Source organism: Streptococcus bovimastitidis, assembly GCF_001885095.1.
Classification (GTDB): domain Bacteria; phylum Bacillota; class Bacilli; order Lactobacillales; family Streptococcaceae; genus Streptococcus; species Streptococcus bovimastitidis.
Map to the genome: position 1 here is coordinate 520,126 of NZ_LZDD01000001.1, position 21,521 is coordinate 541,646.

24 protein-coding genes are annotated in these 21,521 nt (G+C 36.7%); 18 read left to right on the forward strand and 6 right to left on the reverse strand.

The features are described from left to right. Positions 1-37 precede the first annotated feature (37 nt). Together dapA and A9Q68_RS02520 are read left to right on the forward strand one after the other, a co-directional pair. Entirely contained in the window at positions 38-967 is a 930-nt protein-coding gene (gene dapA, locus A9Q68_RS02515) for a 4-hydroxy-tetrahydrodipicolinate synthase (RefSeq protein ID WP_071793716.1), read from the forward strand. A 96-nt stretch (positions 968-1,063) separates the two neighbouring features. Beyond that, positions 1,064-1,402, forward strand: coding sequence for an ATP cone domain-containing protein (locus A9Q68_RS02520; RefSeq protein ID WP_071793085.1), 339 nt, complete (start codon positions 1,064-1,066; stop codon positions 1,400-1,402). 41 nt (positions 1,403-1,443) lie between these two features. On the opposite strand, the gene A9Q68_RS02525 is transcribed toward A9Q68_RS02520, so the two are convergent. Then, positions 1,444-2,715: an aminotransferase-like domain-containing protein gene (locus A9Q68_RS02525; protein WP_083426018.1), complete on the reverse strand. Its 1,272-nt coding sequence runs from the start codon at positions 2,713-2,715 to the stop codon at positions 1,444-1,446. Between the two features lie 139 nt (positions 2,716-2,854). Here A9Q68_RS02525 and A9Q68_RS02530 point away from each other — a divergent pair, with 139 nt between their 5' ends. The 3 genes from A9Q68_RS02530 to A9Q68_RS02535 all read left to right on the forward strand — a co-directional run bounded on the left by A9Q68_RS02530 (position 2,855) and on the right by A9Q68_RS02535 (position 5,231). Continuing rightward, entirely contained in the window at positions 2,855-4,399 is a 1,545-nt protein-coding gene (locus A9Q68_RS02530; protein ID WP_071793087.1) for an ABC-F family ATP-binding cassette domain-containing protein, read from the forward strand. A 309-nt stretch (positions 4,400-4,708) separates the two neighbouring features. Then, positions 4,709-4,858 carry a hypothetical protein gene (locus A9Q68_RS10755; RefSeq protein ID WP_165605212.1) on the forward strand — a complete coding sequence of 50 codons (150 nt, stop codon included), beginning with the start codon at positions 4,709-4,711 and terminating at the stop codon, positions 4,856-4,858. A gap of 10 nt (positions 4,859-4,868) precedes the next feature. Next, positions 4,869-5,231, forward strand: coding sequence for a hypothetical protein (locus A9Q68_RS02535; RefSeq protein ID WP_083426019.1), 363 nt, complete (start codon positions 4,869-4,871; stop codon positions 5,229-5,231). A 75-nt stretch (positions 5,232-5,306) separates the two neighbouring features. On the opposite strand, the gene A9Q68_RS02540 is transcribed toward A9Q68_RS02535, so the two are convergent. The 4 genes from A9Q68_RS02540 to A9Q68_RS02555 form a co-directional block, all read right to left on the reverse strand. Continuing rightward, on the reverse strand, positions 5,307-6,212 hold the full coding sequence (locus tag A9Q68_RS02540; protein ID WP_071793089.1) for a diacylglycerol/lipid kinase family protein: 906 nt from the start codon (positions 6,210-6,212) through the stop codon (positions 5,307-5,309). 89 nt (positions 6,213-6,301) lie between these two features. Further along, the gene (trhA, locus tag A9Q68_RS02545; protein ID WP_071793090.1) at positions 6,302-6,952 is read right to left on the reverse strand and encodes a PAQR family membrane homeostasis protein TrhA; all 651 of its coding nucleotides are present in this window, start codon (positions 6,950-6,952) and stop codon (positions 6,302-6,304) included. After that, a complete protein-coding gene (locus A9Q68_RS02550; protein ID WP_071793091.1) occupies positions 6,952-7,392 on the reverse strand; it encodes a DUF1836 domain-containing protein in 441 nt (146 codons plus the stop codon). The genes trhA and A9Q68_RS02550 overlap by 1 nt, the downstream gene beginning before the upstream one ends. Before the next feature lie 106 nt (positions 7,393-7,498). Beyond that, entirely contained in the window at positions 7,499-8,389 is an 891-nt protein-coding gene (locus A9Q68_RS02555; RefSeq protein WP_071793092.1) for a LysR family transcriptional regulator, read from the reverse strand. A gap of 114 nt (positions 8,390-8,503) precedes the next feature. Between A9Q68_RS02555 and A9Q68_RS02560 the strand changes: the two genes are divergently transcribed. The 9 genes from A9Q68_RS02560 to topA all read left to right on the forward strand — a co-directional run bounded on the left by A9Q68_RS02560 (position 8,504) and on the right by topA (position 16,733). Further along, entirely contained in the window at positions 8,504-9,277 is a 774-nt protein-coding gene (locus A9Q68_RS02560; protein ID WP_071793093.1) for a carboxymuconolactone decarboxylase family protein, read from the forward strand. After that, the gene (locus A9Q68_RS02565) at positions 9,277-10,245 is read left to right on the forward strand and encodes an aldo/keto reductase (RefSeq protein WP_071793094.1); all 969 of its coding nucleotides are present in this window, start codon (positions 9,277-9,279) and stop codon (positions 10,243-10,245) included. Before A9Q68_RS02560 ends, A9Q68_RS02565 begins: the two co-directional genes overlap by 1 nt. Before the next feature lie 18 nt (positions 10,246-10,263). After that, positions 10,264-10,635 (forward strand): nuclear transport factor 2 family protein, encoded by a 372-nt coding sequence (locus A9Q68_RS02570; protein ID WP_071793095.1) that lies wholly within the window; start codon positions 10,264-10,266, stop codon positions 10,633-10,635. Between the two features lie 12 nt (positions 10,636-10,647). Continuing rightward, positions 10,648-11,226 carry an NAD(P)H-binding protein gene (locus tag A9Q68_RS02575; protein WP_071793096.1) on the forward strand — a complete coding sequence of 193 codons (579 nt, stop codon included), beginning with the start codon at positions 10,648-10,650 and terminating at the stop codon, positions 11,224-11,226. 175 nt (positions 11,227-11,401) lie between these two features. Further along, entirely contained in the window at positions 11,402-12,265 is an 864-nt protein-coding gene (gene ylqF / locus A9Q68_RS02580) for a ribosome biogenesis GTPase YlqF (protein WP_071793097.1), read from the forward strand. After that, positions 12,240-13,013, forward strand: a complete 774-nt coding sequence (locus A9Q68_RS02585) for a ribonuclease HII (protein WP_071793098.1) — start codon at positions 12,240-12,242, stop codon at positions 13,011-13,013. Before ylqF ends, A9Q68_RS02585 begins: the two co-directional genes overlap by 26 nt. Before the next feature lie 21 nt (positions 13,014-13,034). Then, on the forward strand, positions 13,035-13,586 hold the full coding sequence (locus A9Q68_RS02590; RefSeq protein ID WP_071793099.1) for a sugar O-acetyltransferase: 552 nt from the start codon (positions 13,035-13,037) through the stop codon (positions 13,584-13,586). A gap of 70 nt (positions 13,587-13,656) precedes the next feature. Next, on the forward strand, positions 13,657-14,496 hold the full coding sequence (gene dprA, locus A9Q68_RS02595) for a DNA-processing protein DprA (protein ID WP_071793100.1): 840 nt from the start codon (positions 13,657-13,659) through the stop codon (positions 14,494-14,496). Between the two features lie 104 nt (positions 14,497-14,600). Continuing rightward, positions 14,601-16,733, forward strand: a complete 2,133-nt coding sequence (gene topA, locus A9Q68_RS02600; protein ID WP_071793101.1) for a type I DNA topoisomerase — start codon at positions 14,601-14,603, stop codon at positions 16,731-16,733. An 89-nt stretch (positions 16,734-16,822) separates the two neighbouring features. Here topA and A9Q68_RS02605 read toward each other — a convergent pair whose 3' ends face one another. Next, positions 16,823-17,707 carry a LysR family transcriptional regulator gene (locus tag A9Q68_RS02605; protein WP_071793102.1) on the reverse strand — a complete coding sequence of 295 codons (885 nt, stop codon included), beginning with the start codon at positions 17,705-17,707 and terminating at the stop codon, positions 16,823-16,825. Positions 17,708-17,902: 195 nt separating this feature from the next. Between A9Q68_RS02605 and A9Q68_RS02610 the strand changes: the two genes are divergently transcribed. The 4 genes from A9Q68_RS02610 (at position 17,903) to A9Q68_RS02625 (ending at position 21,503) form a co-directional block, all read left to right on the forward strand. Further along, entirely contained in the window at positions 17,903-18,961 is a 1,059-nt protein-coding gene (locus A9Q68_RS02610) for a PTS sugar transporter subunit IIC (protein WP_071793103.1), read from the forward strand. A 16-nt stretch (positions 18,962-18,977) separates the two neighbouring features. Continuing rightward, the gene (locus A9Q68_RS02615; RefSeq protein WP_071793104.1) at positions 18,978-19,970 is read left to right on the forward strand and encodes a D-lactate dehydrogenase; all 993 of its coding nucleotides are present in this window, start codon (positions 18,978-18,980) and stop codon (positions 19,968-19,970) included. 148 nt (positions 19,971-20,118) lie between these two features. Continuing rightward, positions 20,119-20,787, forward strand: coding sequence for a SatD family protein (locus tag A9Q68_RS02620; RefSeq protein WP_071793105.1), 669 nt, complete (start codon positions 20,119-20,121; stop codon positions 20,785-20,787). Continuing rightward, entirely contained in the window at positions 20,784-21,503 is a 720-nt protein-coding gene (locus A9Q68_RS02625; protein ID WP_071793106.1) for a DUF3307 domain-containing protein, read from the forward strand. The genes A9Q68_RS02620 and A9Q68_RS02625 overlap by 4 nt, the downstream gene beginning before the upstream one ends. Positions 21,504-21,521 lie beyond the last annotated feature (18 nt).

The window sequence follows — 21,521 nt, forward strand, 5'->3', positions numbered from 1 at the left end:
TGTTTCATCTTACTGGCACCATATGAAAGGTTTCGCCATGTCACTTGAAGAATTACAAAATTGTCAACTCATTACAGCTTTAGTTACGCCATTTAATGACGATGGTTCCATTAATTTTGCTGCTTTACCCAAATTAATAGAGTATCTTTTGGAAAATCACAGCCAAGCCTTGCTCCTAGCAGGAACCACTGCCGAAAGTCCAACTTTAACACACGAAGAAGAATTGGAACTCTTTGCGGAAGTACAGAAGATTGTAAATGGTCGCGTTCCATTGATTGCCGGAATTGGCACTAATGATACCAGGGATTCCGTTGACTTCGCTAAAGAAGTTGCTGAATTCGGTGGTTTTGCTGCCGGTTTAGCCATTGTTCCATATTATAATAAACCAAGTCAGGAAGGTCTTTATCAGCATTTTAAAGCCATTGCTGATGCTAGCACCTTACCCATTATCATTTATAACATTCCGGGTCGTGTTGTAGTCGACTTACATCCTGATACCTTATTACGGCTGGCAAAACATCCCAATATTATTGGTGTCAAAGATTGTAGTAACTTAGACCACTTGGCATATTTGATTGAAAATAAACCCAAAGATTTTCTTATCTATTCTGGTGAAGATGGGCAAGCCTTTCATGCCATGAATTTAGGGGCTGATGGTCTGATTAGTGTGGCTTCACATACAAACGGTCCTGAGATTTTTGATATGTTTAGGGCTATTGCTGAGAATGATATTAAGAAAGCAGCCCAAATTCATCGTCGTTTCCTGCCAAAAGTGAATGCTTTATTCTCACAGCCAAGTCCCGCACCCGTCAAAGCTGTTTTAAATGAACTGGGATTTGCTGTTGGTCCCCTACGCTTGCCTCTTGTGGCTTGTAATCGTCAAGAAGCGGAAGCGATTATCAATATCGTCCTAGACAAAGCTCCTCAAGAATATTCGTCAACTGGTGTCTTAAGACCTGAATACTAAGCAAATTTATGCTTCAAATAATAGTAATAACTTGACAAAGTGCTAAAAGATTTGCATAATGTAAGTAACTTGAAAAGAAATGAAAGAGGTTAATCGATGCAAATTATCAAACGTGATGGTCAAGTTGCTGAATTTGATCCAGATAAAATTTATCAAGCAATCATCAAAGCTGCACGAACTGTGTATGTAATCGATGAAGTATGGCGTCAAAACCTAGCTCAAGTTACCAAAAAGGTTGTTCTTGATTTAGAAGATGCTAAAGTGGAAAAACCAACCATCAACATGATTCAATCATTAGTTGAAAATCGATTAATGGATGCTGGTTATATTAATATTGCTGAACATTATATTTCTTACCGTCTTCAAAGAGATTTGGAAAGAAATGGCTATGGTGATAGTATTATTGTTCATTTACGCTTTGAACAAACAAAATAAAGAAAAGACAATTGCTAAGCAGTTGTCTTTTTGTCTGTCCGTTATCTATTTCCTGTCTCTGGAAGCAAATCAGAAATCAAGCTATCAATCACTTCAGGCGTCACATTTAAGAGACTGAGTTTGATATAAGTCTGATCACTATAGGGCAAAAATTCATAGTCGCTGGATGACAGAGATTTAATTTTCGGGATTTGACTAGGGAAGGCCATAATCAGAAATTGGGGGCTAATGCGAAAGGCAAGTTCTGGGTATTTCTCGTTCAAATAGTCCTCAATTTGGTCCATTTTCTCTTGAAAATAGTTCCTGAGATGACGAAAATTTCTGGCAAACATACCATTGGTCAGGTAGAGCGATAGGGCCTTTTGCATAATCAAGTTTGTATCCAGGTCAATCATGCTTTTGTGCTTTAAGAATAAGTCTTTCAAGGTCTCTGGTATGACCAGTGCACCGATACGCAGTGAAGGAAAGAGACTCATAGAGAAAGATTTGAGATAGATAACCCTTTGGTGGGTATCAAAATAATGAATAGGAACTTGTTTACTGGCCGCAAAATCGCCCATAAAGTCATCTTCAATAATGTAAACATCATATTTTTCAGCTAAGTCAATAATCGCTTTTTTCTCAGCATTGTTATAAGAAAGTCCTAGTGGGCTAGAATAGCGGGGGATAGTATAGAAAAATTTGATGTTTTCCTTTTGGAAAATGGATTCTAACTGGTCTAAACCAAGTCCCTGAAAGGTCCTTTGAATTGTCTTAAAAGGGACACCTAAGTCCTTAACCATCTTTTCCATGCGACTATATGTTGGTTTCTCTAATAAGATAACCTCTTTATTTTCCCTAAAATGCAATTGAGTAAGGATATAGAGGGCTTGTTGGGTACCTGAGGTGATGATGATGTCTTTAGCCTTGCAGTAAACGGATTGTTGGTTAAGATGCTGCTCAAGGGCATCTCGTAGATCCGCAAGTCCTTCAACCTGGTTGTAATAGTTGAAGAGGTAGTTATCATTATTGGTCATGGTCTCGTTGAGACAAAGTTTGAAATCACTATAAGCAAAATTATGGTAATCCTCAAGACTTAATTGGTCTTCCTGATTTTCAGAAACTTTACCCAAAACATAATAACCGCTTTTAGGTACAGCGTAGATATAGCGTTGGTATTTAAGTTCAAGGAGAGCTTTTTGGACGGTATCCTTGCTGCAAGCATAATTCTTGCTTAATTGCCGGACTGAAGGTATCTTATCGCCTTTTTTGAGCTTCTTTTGGTCAATAGCTTGAGTTAGATTATTAATAATTTTTTGATAGATGCTTGTCATAAGTGTCCCCATACAGTTGAACGATTTACCTTTATTTTACCCTAATGGCCATAGATTGACAAATGCCTTCATTTTTGCCATAATGACAGTAAGTAAGTGCCGTCATAAGGCCTTTTTTAGTGAAGCAAAGGATAAGAAAATGAGTATCTTAGAAGTAAAAAATTTGAGTCATGGGTTTGGTGACCGCGCCATCTTTGAGAATGTCTCTTTCCGACTTTTAAAAGGAGAACATATTGGTTTGGTTGGGGCCAATGGAGAAGGAAAATCAACATTTATGAGTATCGTTACTGGTCATTTACAACCTGATGAGGGAAAAGTGGAGTGGTCCAAATACGTAACTGCTGGCTACTTAGATCAGCATACTGTATTAGAACCAGGACAAACGGTTCGTGATGTTTTAAGAACTGCTTTTGATGAGTTGTTTAAAACTGAAGCCCGCATCAATGACATCTATTTGTCAATGGCTGATGAAGGAGCAGACGTTGATGCCCTGATGGAAGAAGTCGGAGAGTTACAAGATCGTTTAGAATCCAGAGATTTTTACACCTTGGACGCAAAAATCGATGAAGTAGCTCGCGCTCTTGGAGTTATGGATTTTGGTATGGAGTCCGACGTGACAGAATTATCGGGTGGCCAAAGAACCAAAATATTATTAGCCAAGCTCTTATTAGAGAAACCAGATATTCTATTGCTTGATGAGCCTACCAACTATTTGGATGCTGAGCATATTGAATGGTTAAAACGATATCTTCAGAATTATGAAAATGCTTTTGTTTTAATTTCACATGATATTCCATTTTTAAATGATGTTATTAATATTGTTTATCATGTTGAGAATCAAGATTTAGTGCGCTATTCTGGCAATTATTACCAATTTAAAGATGTTTATGAGATGAAAAAATCGCAATTAGAAGCTGCTTATGAACGTCAACAAAAAGAGATTGCTGACTTGCAGGATTTTGTCAATCGGAATAAGGCGCGAGTGGCAACTCGAAACATGGCTATGTCGCGTCAAAAGAAACTTGATAAAATGGATATTATTGAGTTACAAACAGAAAAACCTAAACCAAGTTTTGAATTTAAGGAAGCTAGAACGCCGAGCCGCTTTATTTTCCAAGCTAAAGATCTTGTCATTGGTTATGACCGACCGCTAACAAAGGAACCACTAACCCTGAATTTTGAACGCAACCAAAAAGTAGCCATTACGGGAGCTAATGGTATTGGTAAATCGACACTTTTAAAGAGTTTTTTGGGTATCATTGAACCTTTAAGTGGTCAAGTGGAACGTGGTGACTTTATTGAACTTGGATACTTTGAACAAGAGGTTTCAGGTGTCAATCGCCAAACACCACTAGAAGCCGTATGGGATGCCTTCCCAGCTCTAAATCAAGCAGAAGTTCGGGCCGCCTTGGCTCGGTGTGGCTTAACGTCAAAACATATTGAAAGTCAAATTCAGGTTTTATCAGGTGGGGAACAAGCTAAAGTTCGTTTCTGTCTTCTCATGAATCGTGAAAATAACGTTCTGGTCTTAGACGAACCAACCAATCACTTGGATGTGGATGCTAAGGAAGAATTAAAACGTGCTTTACAAGCTTATAAAGGCTCTATTTTAATGGTCTGTCATGAACCTGATTTTTACCAAGGATGGGTCAGTGATGTCTGGGATTTCAATCAATTAACCTAAAAGAATTCTAATTAAGATGATTGAAAAGTTGAGTATTTACTCAACTTTTTTTTAAATTCACAGCTAAATCCTTGACCAGTTATTAAAATAAAAGTATAATGACAATATAAATAATAAATAGTGTAGTCACTTTGGTAAACGCCTTGTATTAAAAGCTTTGTTAGATATTTTACAAACTATTACATTGGTATATTATTAAAGTTACCACCAATAGTTATTAGAATGGTCACTTGAGAAAAGCTACCTTTCGATTAGACAACTACTAGTGTTCCATTCAATAACTTATTTTAAAGAAGTGAAGGAGAGCTTATGATTTTGAAAAAGAAAACATCCCCAAATATGAATACTGTAAAAACGACTAACAAAGTTAATATGGCAGAAGTTGTTCAACTTGTTTTGCTACTTGTGCCAGTCTTTAAATTAGCTCGTAAAATCATGAAAGATCGTAAAATGAAATAGGAGAATCATTATGAACTCAAGGGATAAAGGAATTATCTTTGGTGTTTTTGTAGGAACTATTGCTGGGACTCTAGCTTATCTCTCACTATCTGAACTGGAAAAAGAAGAAATGGTAGAAGAGAGTAGTGATAAAATCACTGATATCAACGATACCATTTCTAGTATAAGTGAAGGTCTCTTAGAGAAATTTGCTGATAAACTGGAAGAGTCAAAGGAAACTATTGATCATTATACGCAACTAGCTTCCCAAACCCTTGAGGAGACATTGGCAAAAGCTAAACAAAATAGTGACCATTATTCTCAAATGGCTAGTCAAATAATTGATGACAAACTAAAAAATATTAAACAAAAGGAGGATAAAAATCTCGAGTAGAAAACTTTGAGTTCGATAAGACAATCAACTCATTCGATAAGACATTAAAAAAGACCTATAGGTCTTTTTTTTGCTTCAAGGGACTCGGACAGTGATTGCTTCATGAAGGACTTCTAAGGAAACGGGGACAAAATCATCCTTATCGCCATCAACTCTGGTTCTTGGTAGCATCAATGTTCGGATTTTTAGGGGCTCAATTGTCAATTGACTTGTTGAAAAATGGGTAATTTCATGAGCTTTAGAAAAGTCACCCTTACGAAAGTCATTGATATGAAAAAGAAATTTAAAAAAAGAAACTTTTTTCATGGTGTAAATTTGTATGAGACCATCATTAATCAAGGCAGAGGGTGAAAAGGATGGAAAGCCTCCAATCATATTGGTCATTGTAATCAACAAGAATTTTGTTTTTATCGGGAAAATCTTTTTGCCATCATCAAGCCTGAGGTAATAAGAGCGATTGCGCCTTAGGATTCGAAAACTATCTTTTGCAAAAGCCAAAGGACCAAATTTTCGTTTAGCTTGTGGTGTGACATTTGTAGCGATATCAGCAAGTAACCCTAAGGTTAAACTACTAATCATATAATGGTCATTGACCTTACAAATATCCACTTTTTGGTCACGGCCCTGGACAATGACATCGATAGCAGCCTCTACTGTTAAAGGAATAGCTAGAGCTTTAGCAAAATTATTGACTGTACCTGAAGGGATGAGCCCGATTTTTGATTGATTGCCACCTTCATAAACACCGGCAATAATTTTATTAATAGTGCCGTCACCACCGATTGGAATCACATATTCCACCTTATTTTGCGATGCCTTTTTTGCTTGCTGAAAAGCGTCTTTAGGAGAAATCGGAAAAACGAAGGAAATCTCACCCTCATCAAATCCCTTTTCCATAAAAGAGTTTTTAATCTGTTCCAAAAGTTCTTTGTCTTTATTTTTCCCAGAAATAGGGTTGAAAAATACATGTACAGACGCCATACTGTCTCCCCTAGCATTTAATACAATCTATTATAACATTCTCCTACAAATATAGGGCAAAAGAAAAGACTTCCAATGGAAGTCTTTTCTTATAGCATATAGAAAACAATGGCAATAAATTGTAGAGCTGACGCTAGCAGAATAAAAAGGTGCCAAATCATGTGGAAATATGGTTTTTTCTTCGCATAAAAAAATGCACCAATCGTATAGGCTAGACCGCCACCTAGCATGAGTAAACCAAAGGTTAAGCTCATTTTACTGATTATGATTGGTAAGATAAAGACAACTAACCAGCCCATAATCAGATAGAGGATAAGACTAAAGCGTTCATTGATTTTCTTAGCAAAAATTTTATACAAAATACCAAAAATAGTAATGCCCCATTGCAAGACAATAATCAGGTAACCTAACCAACCGCCAACTAAAGATAAAGCAATAGGTGTATAAGAACCAGCAATGGCAATATAAATCATGCTGTGGTCGATAATCCGTAAGATATATTTATGTGGTGTTCCATAAGCCATTGAGTGGTAGATACAGGAAGATAGAAACATGAGAAAGAGACTGATGACGAAAATAGAAATACCACTAGCTGCTTTTAGATCATAGGCTTGATAGGCATAAATAGCAGTGAAAGGGAGTAAAAATAACATGAGAATTGCTCCGACTGCGTGGGTGACAGCATTTGCCACTTCCTCAGCAAAGGATAGGGGGAGACTTTGTTTAAAACTTTGATTCATTATTCTTTTTCCTCGCGTCTTTCCTTGCTTAAAGCAAGTGTTTGAAAGTAATATTTAACCGTTTTACAGGCAAAAATGATGATGGTTTCAGCATCATTTTCTTGATCATTATTCCAAACAGTCACAAAGGTATCATATAGGTCTGGAGATGATTGCTCTGCTTGAAAAGATTCAAGAACCTGACTGATTTCTTGAATGGAAAAAGAATTTTTTAAAATGGTGATGGCAATTAAACGAGCTATTTGTTGTTTACCATATTTTTTCTTGATTGGCTTGGACATATAGCCCTGTTTTACATAGTTGTTAATCATGGAAGCCGTTAAAGCACGCTTGCTTTCAAGACTAGATGCCGTTACTTGGTTAACATAGAGTAGAACTTGATCTAAGTAAAGTTCAAGCTCGGGTAATTGCTGCCATTTTGGCAGTATGATTGAATTCATAATAATAAACCTCATATCTAGTATTCATAACTAGATTATATACTCTTGGAAAACAATAAGCAAGAGAAAAGGTTAAATAAAGTTCGGCAAGCATCTATATTTTGCATTAAAGCCGATAGTAGAGGGCTTTTTCAGCGTATATGGTTTTCATGCAAGTGATGAATTCTTTGAGGGACTCTCTTTGATCGTCTAAGTGGCTAACCAAAACACAATCAAAGGAGGCATCCGTTTCGAAAGGAACCCAAGTAAACTGGTTTGTAAAATCATTGAGGTAACCTGGACTTAAGCAGATTGCTTGCTCTGAGGCGACACTTATCATAGTGAAGTCATGGTTAGGGCTATTAAGTGTAGCAAGCAGATATTCTTCCAAAACTTTGCGTTGGACCTCTCGTAAGGTTTGGCTAGAGCCACCATTGACTAATAAAGTTCGTCCTTTTAAGTCTTTGGCTTTGGCAAGCTTAAGTTTAGCTAATGGGTCATTGGGATTGACAAGGAGGTAGATGTGGCTTTGATATAGTGAGTGGATCATAGCATTGGATAACTTTTCTGCCATCTCACGACTGGTAAATATCAAATCAACTTGACCATCACGAAATGGAGCCAGCCAATCAGTTGGTCTTATTTCCGGTGTTATCAAAACTTGCGGATGACTTGTTTTAAAGTTTCTAATAATTTCTGGTAAAAATTGCAGTTGCGAGCGCAGTGAAAAACCCAAACTAATATTATCAGAATATTGACTAGAAAAATTTTGCCCTTGTTCAATTATCAATTGCAGTTGGGACCGCAAAGGACCTAATTGCTGGCAAAATTGCTGCCCAGCTGGAGTGAGACGAATAGTCTTTCCGGTGCTGTCAAAAATGGGAAAGCCAATCTCCTCTTCTAGTATTTTGACTTGATAAGATAGAGCAGGTTGTGAAATAAAGAGATTTTCAGCAGCACGGTTAAAATTTAAGGTTTGAGCAATCTCAATAATGTAATCCATTTGTTTGGTATTCATACAGTCTCCGATAAAAATATTTTATTCATAATAAAAAATATGTATTAGATAATTTTATTATAAACCATTATACTAAGTTAACAAATGAAAAAGGACAGGCAAAAAGGAGAAAAAATGGCAATTAGTGATTTCGCTCAAAACTATCATGACCAAATGTTTCCAAATTACCAATCTAGTTTTACTAAGACAGATCCTGGATTTATTGAACTCTTTGATAATTTTGCTTTTGATAATGTTCTGCAGGAAAGTGCTATTGATCAGGTAACCCGATTTCAGTTGATTCTAGCAGCACTGATCGGCTGTCAGGGCCAAGATGAATTTCAAGCCTTATTGCCAGCAGCCCTTCGGTTTGGGGTGACTGCTATTGAAATCAAAGAAATTATCTATCAAGCGGTAGCTTATTTAGGTATCGGAAGAGTCTTTCCGTTTTTAAAAATCAGTAATCTTCTTTTTGAGCAATTAGGGATTGAGGCTAATCCTCTGGCTCGAGCGACTTCTACTCCAGATAACCATTTAGAAAAAGGTCGTGAGGCCTTGGTGGCAATCATGGGTGACAAGATGCGCAACTTTGATCAGTCAGGGCCGCAACACAGACAGACCATTAATCGGTGGTTGACGGAAAACTGTTTTGGTGATTATTACACTCGGCAAGGTCTGGATTATGCAAAAAGGGAATTAATGACACTTTGTTACCTAGCGGCTCAGGGTGCATGTGAATCTCAGCTAACTAGTCATGCAGAGACTAACTTAGGGCTTGGTCATTCTTTTGACTATCTAGTTGATGCCATGACACAATTGGTTCCCTATATTGGCTATTTTAGGGTATTGAATGCCATTGTTTGTCTTGAAAAAGCAAATGCTACTTTTCTAAATAGTGAGGTAAACTGATGAAATATGTGAATTTAGGTAAAAGCGGATTAAAGGTCTCACAACTAGCTTTAGGTTGTATGAGTTTTGGTAGTCGAGATGCAGCTGGGATACCAGGCTTTGTCAGTGAGGAAGAGGCGCGTGCCATTATTAAGTTCGCCTTGGATAATGGTATTAATTTTTTTGATACTGCTAACTATTATTCTCTGGGTGAGAGTGAAGAAATATTAGGTCGTGCTTTGAAAGATTTTGCGAAAAGGGAAGAAGTCGTTATCGCAACTAAACTATACTATCCTATGCATGATGGCGCAAATGCAAAAGGGCTATCTCGAAAAACAATTTTTGATGAAGTTGAGAATTCCTTAAAACGGCTTGGTACTGATTATATTGACTTATACATTATTCATCGCTGGGATTATACAACACCAATTGAAGAAGTCATGGAAGCTCTCAATGACTTGGTTAGAATGGGTAAAGTGAGATATATTGGTGCCTCAAGTATGTACGCTTGGCAATTTGTCAAAGCTAACAGCATCGCTGAGAAAAATGGTTGGGCTAAGTTTATCTCAATGCAAAATTCCATTAATCTGATCTATCGTGAAGAAGAAAAAGAAATGTTACCAATGTGTTTATCAGAAGGGATTGCTCTAACACCATATTCACCTATTGCTCATGGTGCTCTGACTAAACCAGCAACAGAACTAGAGAAGTTTCCAAGTGCTAAATTACAAAATCAGGCTGTCTTGACAAATGACCGAGAAATTATCAAAAGAACATGGGAAATCGCAGCTAAATATCAGGTTAGTCCAGGCCATATTGCTTTAGCTTGGGTATATACTAAGCCTGGCATGACGGCACCCTTAGTGGGTGGCTCAAAAATGGAATACGTCAAGGAAGCCATTGAGGCCCTTAGTATCCAATTAAGTGATGAAGATATTAAGTATCTTGAAGAACCTTATCTCCCACACCAACAGTATGGGTTTCGATAATCTTTAGAAAGGTTTAAAATGACTGAAATGGAAGACTTGATCCAACTTTTTAAGACTTGTCAACAAGCTATGATTGACCAAAATACAGAACAAATTGAAAAGATTTTATCACATGAGATGCAACTGATTCATATGACTGGTTATTTGCAATCAAAAGAGGAGTGGCTTTCTGATATCGCGAATGGTCAAATGCGATATTATTCAGCAAAAAATAAAGCTATTCAGGAGCTATCACTAAATGAGCATCAAGCGCAATTGACTACTCTAGATTATGTTCGAGCTTCTATTTGGGGTAGCCCAGCTCAGACTTGGCCTTTAAAAACACAGGTTTCTTTTGAAAAGATTAATGGTCAATGGTTGATTAGTAAACAAGTCGCATCAACTTTCTAGAAGGAGAGAATAATGTCAAAAGTTACAATTATTGGAGCTACTGGCTCATTAGGTCAAGCAACAAGAAAACTCTTACTTGAGGAAACTGACCTTGATTTATGTTTATTTTCTAGAAGTGCAAATAGACTTCCTCAAAACGAGCGCTGTCAAATTATTGCTGCCTCAACATCAGATCGTCAGCAATTAGAAAAAGCCTTAGAAGGAGCTAATTTGGTTTTCGTAGCACTTTCTGGTCAATTACCAAAGATGGTTACAGAAATTATTAATGCTATGAAAAAGGTGGGGACAAAACGCATTATTTTAATTTCCTCCTACGGAATCTATGGTGAAATTGAAGGGCGTCCGCAGATTGATCCGATTTTAATGCCCTATCGCAAAGCAGCTGATCTGCTAGAGTCTTCTGATTTGGACTATACCATCCTTCGTCCAGGCTGGTTTGACAATGGCAATGACCGAGAGTGTCAATTAATTGCCAAAGGAAAGTCCGTATCTGGACATGATATCTCAAGATTAGCTATTGCCAATCTGGTCAAAGAAATTGCCCTTGATAGCAAAAAGTATAAAAAAGAAAATTTAGCAATCGTCAGATAGATAATCCATCATAAAAAAAGGCTTAGACCTATGTTATGAATTGTAGCATTGTCTAAGTCTTTTACGATTGAGTCTCATTAGACATTTCGGTTTTATGCCGTAAATTCTTTTTCGTTTCATGTTATAATAATCATAATACTGTTTTTTAGAACAGTTCAAGTGAAAGGAATTATTTATGGCAATTATTCAATGGTTCCCAGGACATATGTCCAAAGCCCGAAGACAAGTACAAGAAAATTTAAAACACGTTGATTTTGTAACCATATTAGTAGATGCTCGTTTGCCCTTATCAAGTCAAAACCCAATGTTGACCAAAATTGTTGGGGATAAACCCAAATTGATGATTTTGAATAAGGCTGATTTAGCAGATCAAAGTCGGACCAAAGAGTGGCGTCAATTCTATGAATCACAAGGCATCAAGACACTAGCCATTAATTCAAAAGAGCAATCGACAGTCAAAAAAGTGACTGACGCAGCCAAAAGCCTGATGGCGGACAAAATTCAAAAATTACGCGATCGCGGTATACAAAAAGAAACCCTTAGAACCATGATTATTGGGATTCCCAATGCCGGTAAGTCGACCTTGATGAATCGCTTGGCAGGCAAAAAAATCGCCGTCGTTGGTAATAAACCTGGTGTCACAAAGGGACAACAATGGCTTAAAAGTAATAAAGAATTAGAAATTCTAGACACACCAGGTATTTTATGGCCTAAATTTGAGGATGAGCTTGTTGGTCTAAAATTAGCTTTAACTGGTGCTATTAAGGACCAACTTTTACCCCTAGATGAAGTCACTATTTTTGGCCTCAATTATTTTAAAGAGTATTACCCACATCGTTTGACTGAACGCTTTAATGGTATTAATCTTGAAGATGAAGCTCCTGAAATCATTATGACCATGACTAAGAAGCTTGGTTTCAAAGATGACTATGACCGTTTCTATAATTTATTTATTAAAGATGTGAGAGATGGTAAATTAGGTGTCTTTACCTTGGATCAAGTGGAGGATGCTAATGTCCAAGACCATCAATCAAATTAAAGAAGAACTAGAGGCCATTTTTGAGCTCTCTGACCCTATCTTTGACCTTTTGAAGTCTGATAGTCGTTCTGGGGTGAAAAAGGCTGTAGCAGCTAGAAGAAAGGCTATAGAAGCTGATATTTTAGAAGACCAACGGCTTGAGACCATGCTGCGCTTTGAAAGACATTGTTATCAAATGGGCTATCATTACCCTGCAGGAATTGACGAGGTTGGTCGGGGGCCTCTAGCAGGACCAGTTGTTGCTGCTAGTGTCATTCTTCCAAAATATTGCAAAATTAAGGGGCTCAACGATTCGAAAAAGATTCCAAAGTCCAAACACGAAGCAATCTATAATGACATTATGGCCCAAGCATTAGCTGTTGGTATTGGCATTATTGATAATCAGGTGATTGACCAGGTCAATATTTACGAAGCAACTAAGTTGGCAATGCTAACCGCTTTAAAAGAGATGCAGAAAAATGGTCCCAAAGCCGATTATTTATTGATCGATGCCATGAAGCTTGATTATAATCTTCCGCAAGAATCCATTATTAAAGGTGATGCTAATTCATTATCCATCGCGGCAGCTTCAGTTATCGCAAAAGTGACAAGGGACCAAATCATGTCAGATTTTGATCAAACTTATCCGGGCTACGGATTTTCCCAAAATGCTGGCTACGGTACCAAACTTCACTTAGAGGGGTTAAGGGAATTGGGAGTAACACCAATCCATCGTAGGTGCTTTGAACCCATTAAATCTATGCTTTAAAAATTTAATTTGAAAAGGAGAATGATGACTGAAAAAGAAAAAATGTTAGCCGGGCAACTTTATGATGCTGGCGACGCTGAATTAAAAAAAATGCGTCAGAGACGTCGTGAGTTGATGGAAGCTTTTAATGTTGAGATTGATGGTGATAAGAGAAGTCAGATTCTGAAAAACTGGCTGGGCAAGACTGGTCAAAATATTTATATGGAAGCTCGATTTGTCTGTGATTACGGGTCAAATATTTATGTTGGTGAGAATTTTTATGCCAACTTTAACACAACCATGTTAGATGTTTGTGAGATTAGAATTGGTGATAATGCCATGTTTGGCCCTAATTGCCAACTCCTGACGCCTTTACATCCCTTAGATGCTCAAGAACGTATTTCTGGTTTAGAATATGGAGCGCCCATTACGATTGGCGATAACGTTTGGTTAGGTGGTGGCGTAACTATTTTGCCTGGTGTGACCCTTGGTGATAATGTAGTTGTTGGAGCAGGAGCAGTTGTTACTAAATCATTTGGCGATGATATTGTCTTAGGTGGTAACCCGGCTAGAATAATCAAAACTTTAGATTAAATAAAAAAACTTTTGTTTTTGAGCAAAAGTTTTTTTATTTTTCGAATTATTCTTATAGAGAGGTATTATTATGAATAATTTTGAATGTTATAAGTTACGAAAAGCTGGACTGAAAAATCATCAAATTCTCAATATCATCCAGTATTTTACAGAAAATAAGACATCAATGAGTCTTAGGAATATGGCTGTTGCTTCTGAGTGTACTGATCCCATTAAGTTTATGGAGTCATACAAACAGTTGAATACAAAAGCTTTGCGAAAAGAATTTACGAAATATCCTAGTATTTCAATACTAGATAAAAACTATCCTGATTTGCTCAAACAAATCTATAATCCCCCTGTTTTACTTTTTTATCAAGGGGATATAGAACTACTTGCTTATCCCAAATTAGCTGTTGTCGGATCACGTTCAGCTAGTAAACAAGGTATTGAGGAGACTCACAAAATCATAGAAGAACTGGGAAACCAGTTAGTTATTGTTAGTGGATTGGCTCGTGGCATTGAGACAGCGGCCCATTTAAGCACCTTAAAACAGGGTGGGCAGACAATTGCCATCATTGGTTCAGGATTTAATCATTTCTATCCTAAAGAAAATCAACGTCTTCAAAAGTTTATTGCCTCAAATCATTTATTGCTTTCTGAATACGGACCAAATGATCCACCACTTGCCCACCATTTTCCGGAGCGTAATCGAATCGTTGCAGGACTAGTTAGGGCTATTTTAGTCATCGAGGCTAAAAGTCGTTCTGGCAGTTTAATGACATGTCAAATAGGACTTGAAAATGGTCGGGAAGTCCTTGCTTTACCAGGTAATATTGGTCATGGTTTTTCAGGTGGTTGTAATCAACTTATAAAAGATGGGGCAAAGTGCGTCACCAATGGTTTTGATGTACTTTCAGAGTTGTTTTAGTAAACAAGTTTCTTCCTATATAGAAATTTTTTTATTGACAGTTACATAAAAATGGGATATTATTCTATAAGCTTTAACCATTAAGTTATAGGAAGTGTGACACATTGGTAACTAAAACCGCAACCAAGGCTAAAACACGTGCAAAAAAAGCCACAAGTAAGAAAAAAACAAGTAGTAAAAAGAACTTGGTCATCGTAGAGTCTCCTGCAAAAGCTAAAACGATTGAAAAATATTTAGGTCGTAACTATAAAGTAGTAGCTTCAGTAGGGCATATCAGAGATTTGAAGAAATCATCGATGTCTATTGATTTTGAAAATAATTATCAACCGGAATATATTAACATTCGCGGAAAAGGTCCCCTCATTTCTTCTCTTAAAAAAGAAGCTAAAAACGCTAAAAATGTCTATTTAGCAAGTGACCCGGACCGTGAAGGGGAAGCTATTTCTTGGCATTTATCACATATTCTTGGATTAGATATTGCTGAAAAAAATCGTGTTGTTTTCAACGAAATTACTAAAGATGCCGTTAAGAACGCTTTTGTTGAGCCTAGAGCCATTGATATGGATTTAGTTGATTCTCAACAAGCCAGACGTGTATTAGACCGTATCGTTGGTTATTCTATTTCACCAATTTTATGGAAAAAAGTCAAAAAAGGCTTGTCAGCTGGCCGTGTTCAGTCGGTTGCCTTAAAATTAATTATTGATCGTGAAAATGAAATCAAAGCCTTTATTCCGGAAGAGTATTGGACAATTGATGGTTTATTTAAAAAAGGCAAACAAAAGTTTCAAGCTAGTTTTTACGGTATCAACGGTAAGAAAATGAAATTAGCCACTAATGAAGATGTTCAATTAGTGCTTTCAAAAATTACCAGCAAAGATTTCGAGGTTGCTAAAGTTGAGAAAAAGGAAAGACGCCGTAATGCACCTCTTCCTTACACAACTTCATCCATGCAACAAGATGCAGCTAACAAGATTAATTTCCGAACACGTAAAACCATGATGGTTGCTCAGCAACTGTATGAAGGAATCAATCTCGGTAGTAACGGGACCCAAGGTTTAATTACCTATATGCGTACCGATTCGACCCGTATCAGTCCAGTTGCTCAAAATGATGCAGCAAATTTTATTAGTCAAAAATTTGGTAGTCAATATTCTAAACATGGAAATAAGGTTAAAAATGCCAGTGGAGCACAAGATGCCCATGAAGCAATCAGACCTTCAAGTATTTTCCACACACCTGAATCCATTGCTAAATATTTAAATAAAGATCAAATAAAACTTTACACCTTAATTTGGAATCGTTTTGTAGCCAGTCAAATGACGGCAGCTATTTTTGATACGGTTAAAGTTAATTTAGAACAAAATAGCGTCCAATTTGTTGCTAATGGTAGTCAAATTAAGTTTGATGGTTACATGGCCGTCTATAATGATTCTGACAAAAATAAAATGTTGCCTGAAATGACAGAAGGTGAAGTGGTCACAAAAGAAACGACTAGCCCTGAACAACACTTTACTCAGCCTCCAGCAAGGTATTCAGAAGCAACCCTCATTAAAACTTTAGAAGAAAATGGTGTTGGACGTCCATCAACTTATGCACCAACCCTAGAGGTTATTCAAAGACGTTATTATGTTAAGTTAGCAGCAAAACGATTTGAACCAACTGAATTAGGTGAAATTGTCAATCAATTAATTGTTTCATTCTTCCCTGATATAGTTGATGTAACCTTCACTGCTGATATGGAAGCAAAATTAGACCAAGTTGAAACTGGAGACCGGCAATGGCAAACAGTTATTGATAGTTTCTATCAACCATTTGCTAAAGACTTGGAGAAAGCTGAATCTGAAATTGAAAAAATTCAAATTAAAGATGAACCAGCTGGATTTGATTGTGACCTTTGTGGCCATCCGATGGTTATTAAATTAGGACGCTTTGGTAAATTTTATGCATGTAGTAATTTTCCTGATTGTCGCAACACTAAGGCCATTACTAAGGAAATTGGCGTAACTTGTCCAACTTGTGGTAAAGGTCAAGTTATTGAACGAAAAACTAAACGAAATCGTGTCTTTTATGGCTGTGATCGTTACCCAGAATGTGAATTTACTTCTTGGGATATTCCAGTTGGGCGCGAGTGTCCAAAATCTGGTGATTTCCTGGTTGAGAAGAAAATCCGTGGTGGTGGGAAACAAGTTGTTTGTAGCAATGAAAGCTGCGACTATAAAGAAGCTAAAATTAAATAAAATGAAAAGACCAGTTTATTGCTATTGAGTGATAAATTGGTTTTTTATATAAAGAAAAGAAACTAGACTAAATCCAGTTTCTTTTCTTCTTAATTGGTTTTCAATGTTGCCAAAAGATCCTCGATGATTGGGCTGAAGGAATAGTCATCACGATAGGCAATACCTATTGGATAGAAGTCATTTTTATCTTGGAATGGGATCCATACCAAATCTTCAACCTTACTTAGTGGTTCAAATTCGCTTGGTAAAATAGCCACGGCATTAAGGCTTTTCAGGCTGTGAATAATAACTTCCCAATCGTTGTGTTTGAAGACAATATCTGGCTCAAATCCTAATGCACGACTACGTCTCGGTAGCATTTCTCCTAACATAAAGTGCTCATTTAGGGAAGCAAATTTGCAAGCTTTCAAGTCAATCAATTTCAGATGATCGCGATTGGCCAATTCATGATTTTTAGGCAGAACAATACTAACCTTATAACCTTGTGTTGAGGTTTGTAATGGTTCGATGGTAATATCTTTTCTTAAACTTGGAAAGGAAAGAAGTCCAATATCAATTTTTCCTGTTCCTAACAAATCTTGCAACTTGCGGGATCCGTCCTGAATAAGGGATACTTCTACATTGGAATGGGTTGCCATGAAAGTTGAAATTTGTTTCATAAATTGGATAGCAAAAAGAGCTGTTAAACCGATACGAATAACTTCTTTTTTCTCTTGATTTAGTTGTTGAATTTCAGTAACAATCTGATTGAAATCGTCGACAAGAATTTTACCCTTTTCATAAAGAATGTCTCCAGCTTCGGTTAATTGCAATTGACGTCCACTTTGAGAGAATAAGGTTGTGTTAAGTTCTGATTCTAGTTTTTTGATTGATTGCGATAGTGTAGGCTGTGTCACAAAAAGACTTTTTGCAGCATGGGAATAGTTCTTTGTCTCTGCGACAGCAATGAAATAGGTTAATTGTCTAATATCCATAGTATTTCCTTTTCTAATCTTTAGTATAACATAAATTATCTAAATTTTTTATATTACCCCAGACGGTAAATTTTGTGAAGTCTATTACAAAAAGTTATAATACTATAGTTTTTAACAATTTCTGTTTTCGTTTTCATTATGTTATAGTTAATTTAGTTAGTGAAATCACAAACAAATATATAAGGAGGCATATCAATGTCAGAAAAAATACAAGGACAGTCTGCTAAAGCATTTACGATGAACGTCTTAAATGGAATAGCATTAGGAACTGTTATCGTTTTAATTCCAGGTGCAATTCTTGGAGAATTAATGAAAGCTTTATTACCAATGTGGTCAGGATTTGCAACACTTATTGCAGCTACCGGCCTTGCTACAAGTATGATGGGCTTAGTCATCGGGATGTTAGTAGCAGGTAACTTTAAATTTAATCCTATTCAATCAGCATCTTTAGGTTTAGCTGTTATGTTCGCAGGAGGAGCAGCAAACTTTGATAATGGAATGATGATGCTTCAAGGTACAGGTGATATCATCAATATGGGTATCACAGCAGCTTTAGCTGTTTTATTAATTCAATTCTTAAACGATAAAACAAAATCTTTTACTTTGATTATCGTACCAACAGTAACCTTACTATTAATTGGTGGTATTGGTCGTTTCTTATTACCACATGTTAAGTTAATTACAGCTATGATTGGTCAAGGTATCGCTGGTTTACTTGGTTTACAACCAATTCTTATGTCAATTTTAATCGCTATTATTTTCTGTTTCTTAATTGTTTCACCAATTACAACAGTAGGTATTGCCCTTGCCATTAGTTTAGCTGGCATTGGATCTGGTGCAGCAAACCTTGGAATTTGTGCGGCTAGCTTTGGTCTATGTTTAGCTGGTTGGGCAGTCAATTCAAAAGGAACTTCCCTTGCTCATGTCCTTGGTTCACCAAAAATCTCAATGGCTAATGTTCTTTCAAAACCGATTATTATGTTACCAATGATGTCAACTGCAGCTGTTTTAGGTTTGCTTGCAGCAATCTTTAACATTCAAGGTACACCTGCAAGTGCTGGATTTGGTATTAGTGGCTTAATCGGACCTATCAATGCTTTAAATCTAGCTAAAGGCGGTTGGTCACTTGGTAATATTATCATCGTTTTACTAGTCTTTGTGGTTGCACCAATTGTTTTAAGTTTCGCCTTCAACTATCTTTTCATCAAGGTTCTTAAAATTATTTCGCCTGAAGATTACAAATTAGATATTTAATAAAAGGAATCACACTATGAAAATTAAATTATATAATGTTCGTGGAGAAGAAGCTGTGCTCGCTGAGCAATGGGCTAAAAATAATCAAATCGAAATTTCACTTAATGAAGGACCTTTATCTGCCGAATCTGTTAAAGAAGCTCAAGGCTTTGATGGTATTGCTAATGCTCAAATTGGGCCACTAGATGATGCTGTTTACCCACTTTTGAAAGAAATGGGGATCAAACAAATTGCTCAACGTAGTGCCGGAGTTGATATGTACAACTTGGAGTTAGCTAAAGAAAATGGCATCATTATTTCGAATGTTCCAAGCTATTCTCCAGAATCAATTGCTGAATTTACAGTAGCAATTGCTTTAAATTTAATCCGTAAAATTGAATTAATTCGTGCTAATGTTAAAGAACAAAACTTTACATGGGGCCTACCTGTTCGTGGTCGTGTTTTAGGTGATATGACTGTGGCCATTATTGGTACAGGTCGAATCGGACTTGCTACTGCAAAAATTTTCAAAGGCTTTGGTTGTAAAGTTGTTGGTTTCGATGTTTATAGAAGCGAAGAAGCAGCTGAAGTATTGGAATATAAAGATAGTATTCTAGAAGCTATTAAGGATGCTGATGTGGTTTCTCTTCATATGCCACCAACTGCTGAAAATATCCATTTCTTCAATGCTGAAACCTTCAAGCAATTCAAAAAAGATGCTATTCTGTTAAACATGGCTCGCGGTGCTCTTATTGAAACAAGAGATTTACTTGATGCTTTAGATCAAGACCTCTTAGCTGGTGCGGGTATTGACACTTATGAATTTGAAGGACCATATATTCCTAAAAATTTCCAAGGTCAAGAAATTACAGATAAACTTTTCCTCGATTTAATTAATCATCCTAAAGTAATCTACACGCCTCATGCTGCTTATTACACAGATGAAGCAGTGAAAAACCTTGTAGAAGGTGCTTTAAATGCAACTGTCGAAGTAGTTACTACTGGGACAACTGGCAATCGCGTAAATTAAAAAATATCAAGTGGTCAATCAGATCACTTGATATTTTTTTATATGGAAAAAGTATGTTTCCATTATAACGGAAAAAGTATGTTCTTTCTGTTATAATGGACTTTTTGAATAATGTCTGTTATAATGGACTTCATAAAAGGAGAATATTATGGTCTATTTAGCATTAATTGGTGATCTGATTCAGTCAAAACAATTGGCAAATCGAAGTCAGGCTCAAGAACAATTCCATCAGGTTTTGGAAAAAATAAACAAACATTATGAAAACTGTCTGGTTTCCAATCTTTCCCTAACGCTAGGTGATGAATTTCAAGGATTATTTACACTGGAAGCCCCAATATTCCAAATTATTGATCAAATTAATCACGAAATGGCTGATTTTTCCATTCGCTTTGGCCTAGGAATAGGTGATATTTTAACGGCAATAAATCCTCAAGTCAGTATTGGGGCTGATGGACCTGCCTATTGGAAGGCAAGAGAGGCTATTAATTATATACACCAAAAGAATGATTACGGGCATACGCAAATTGCCATCCGAACTGGTCAGGAACCAGAAGAAGACATTCTGAACAGTCTCTTATCTGCTGGAGAGGCAATCAAAAGCAGTTGGCGTGCTAGTCAATTAGATGTCTTCCACGCGCTGATAGAGGCGAATTATTATGATGAACAGTTTGACCAAGGGGAAATTGCTAAACGACTCAATTTAAGTCCTAGCGCCTTATCTAAACGCCTCAAGAGTAGTAATATTAAAGTCTATCTACGAACACGCCAAAGTGCTCTGCAATTGATCCAAGAAAAAAACGGAAAGGAGACCGCATGACCCTACATGGTTTATCTACCTATTTGCAAACCCATCCAATACTCACTTTATTATTAATTACTCATTTTTTGTCAGATTATCATTTGCAAAGTCAGAAAATGGCTGACCTTAAGGAAGTGGATAAGACATATTTGAGTTACCATATTATTGGAATTGCCCTTCCTTTAGCATTGCTTACAATATTGATTCCTTCCATTTGGTTAGCAAGTCTAATAATAGTCATCAGTCATAGTTTCATTGATTTTATGAAGCCAGTCATCAGTCAAAGAGCAAAACTTAGAAAAGAATGGCTTTTCATCATCGACCAAGTGTTACATCTGTCTATAATTGCACTTGTTGCCAGTCAATTCACTCAAATCAATTGCCCAGAGTGCCTCAATCCCCAATTTTTATTGATTCTTCTCTTTTTATTAATCATTTCTAAACCATGTAATATTATCTTTAAAATCTTTTTCAGTAAATACCAACCAGAATTGCAAGGAAGAATGGATACGATTAATGGTGCGGGAGCAACCATTGGCATCTTGGAGCGGATTATTATTGGAATATGTATGGTCATGGGCCAGTATGCTTCAATCGGCTTAGTATTTACCGCAAAATCTATAGCTCGGTATAACAAAATATCCGAAAACCCAGCCTTTGCAGAGTATTATTTAATTGGTTCGCTGTTTAGTATCTTAAGTGTTTTCGTGGCGTCTTGGATTTGTTTCTTTTGATTCCAACATAACTATAGT

What these genes read in the sequence shown, in the direction of transcription:
- A9Q68_RS02530 (WP_071793087.1), top strand. Translation starts at nt 2,855, where the DNA reads ATGAGTATCTTAGAAGTAAAAAATTTGAGTCATGGGTTTGGTGACCGC.
- A9Q68_RS02610 (WP_071793103.1), top strand. Translation starts at nt 17,903, where the DNA reads ATGTCAGAAAAAATACAAGGACAGTCTGCTAAAGCATTTACGATGAAC.
- A9Q68_RS02590 (WP_071793099.1), top strand. Translation starts at nt 13,035, where the DNA reads ATGATGACTGAAAAAGAAAAAATGTTAGCCGGGCAACTTTATGATGCT.
- A9Q68_RS02520 (WP_071793085.1), top strand. Translation starts at nt 1,064, where the DNA reads ATGCAAATTATCAAACGTGATGGTCAAGTTGCTGAATTTGATCCAGAT.
- A9Q68_RS02605 (WP_071793102.1), bottom strand. Translation starts at nt 17,707, where the DNA reads ATGGATATTAGACAATTAACCTATTTCATTGCTGTCGCAGAGACAAAG.
- A9Q68_RS02615 (WP_071793104.1), top strand. Translation starts at nt 18,978, where the DNA reads ATGAAAATTAAATTATATAATGTTCGTGGAGAAGAAGCTGTGCTCGCT.
- A9Q68_RS02535 (WP_083426019.1), top strand. Translation starts at nt 4,869, where the DNA reads ATGAACTCAAGGGATAAAGGAATTATCTTTGGTGTTTTTGTAGGAACT.
- ylqF (WP_071793097.1), top strand. Translation starts at nt 11,402, where the DNA reads ATGGCAATTATTCAATGGTTCCCAGGACATATGTCCAAAGCCCGAAGA.
- trhA (WP_071793090.1), bottom strand. Translation starts at nt 6,952, where the DNA reads ATGAATCAAAGTTTTAAACAAAGTCTCCCCCTATCCTTTGCTGAGGAA.
- A9Q68_RS02565 (WP_071793094.1), top strand. Translation starts at nt 9,277, where the DNA reads ATGAAATATGTGAATTTAGGTAAAAGCGGATTAAAGGTCTCACAACTA.
- A9Q68_RS02570 (WP_071793095.1), top strand. Translation starts at nt 10,264, where the DNA reads ATGACTGAAATGGAAGACTTGATCCAACTTTTTAAGACTTGTCAACAA.
- A9Q68_RS02620 (WP_071793105.1), top strand. Translation starts at nt 20,119, where the DNA reads ATGGTCTATTTAGCATTAATTGGTGATCTGATTCAGTCAAAACAATTG.
- A9Q68_RS02555 (WP_071793092.1), bottom strand. Translation starts at nt 8,389, where the DNA reads ATGAATACCAAACAAATGGATTACATTATTGAGATTGCTCAAACCTTA.
- A9Q68_RS02585 (WP_071793098.1), top strand. Translation starts at nt 12,240, where the DNA reads ATGTCCAAGACCATCAATCAAATTAAAGAAGAACTAGAGGCCATTTTT.
- A9Q68_RS02550 (WP_071793091.1), bottom strand. Translation starts at nt 7,392, where the DNA reads ATGAATTCAATCATACTGCCAAAATGGCAGCAATTACCCGAGCTTGAA.
- A9Q68_RS02525 (WP_083426018.1), bottom strand. Translation starts at nt 2,715, where the DNA reads ATGACAAGCATCTATCAAAAAATTATTAATAATCTAACTCAAGCTATT.
- dapA (WP_071793716.1), top strand. Translation starts at nt 38, where the DNA reads ATGTCACTTGAAGAATTACAAAATTGTCAACTCATTACAGCTTTAGTT.
- dprA (WP_071793100.1), top strand. Translation starts at nt 13,657, where the DNA reads ATGAATAATTTTGAATGTTATAAGTTACGAAAAGCTGGACTGAAAAAT.
- A9Q68_RS10755 (WP_165605212.1), top strand. Translation starts at nt 4,709, where the DNA reads ATGATTTTGAAAAAGAAAACATCCCCAAATATGAATACTGTAAAAACG.
- A9Q68_RS02560 (WP_071793093.1), top strand. Translation starts at nt 8,504, where the DNA reads ATGGCAATTAGTGATTTCGCTCAAAACTATCATGACCAAATGTTTCCA.
- A9Q68_RS02625 (WP_071793106.1), top strand. Translation starts at nt 20,784, where the DNA reads ATGACCCTACATGGTTTATCTACCTATTTGCAAACCCATCCAATACTC.
- A9Q68_RS02540 (WP_071793089.1), bottom strand. Translation starts at nt 6,212, where the DNA reads ATGGCGTCTGTACATGTATTTTTCAACCCTATTTCTGGGAAAAATAAA.
- A9Q68_RS02575 (WP_071793096.1), top strand. Translation starts at nt 10,648, where the DNA reads ATGTCAAAAGTTACAATTATTGGAGCTACTGGCTCATTAGGTCAAGCA.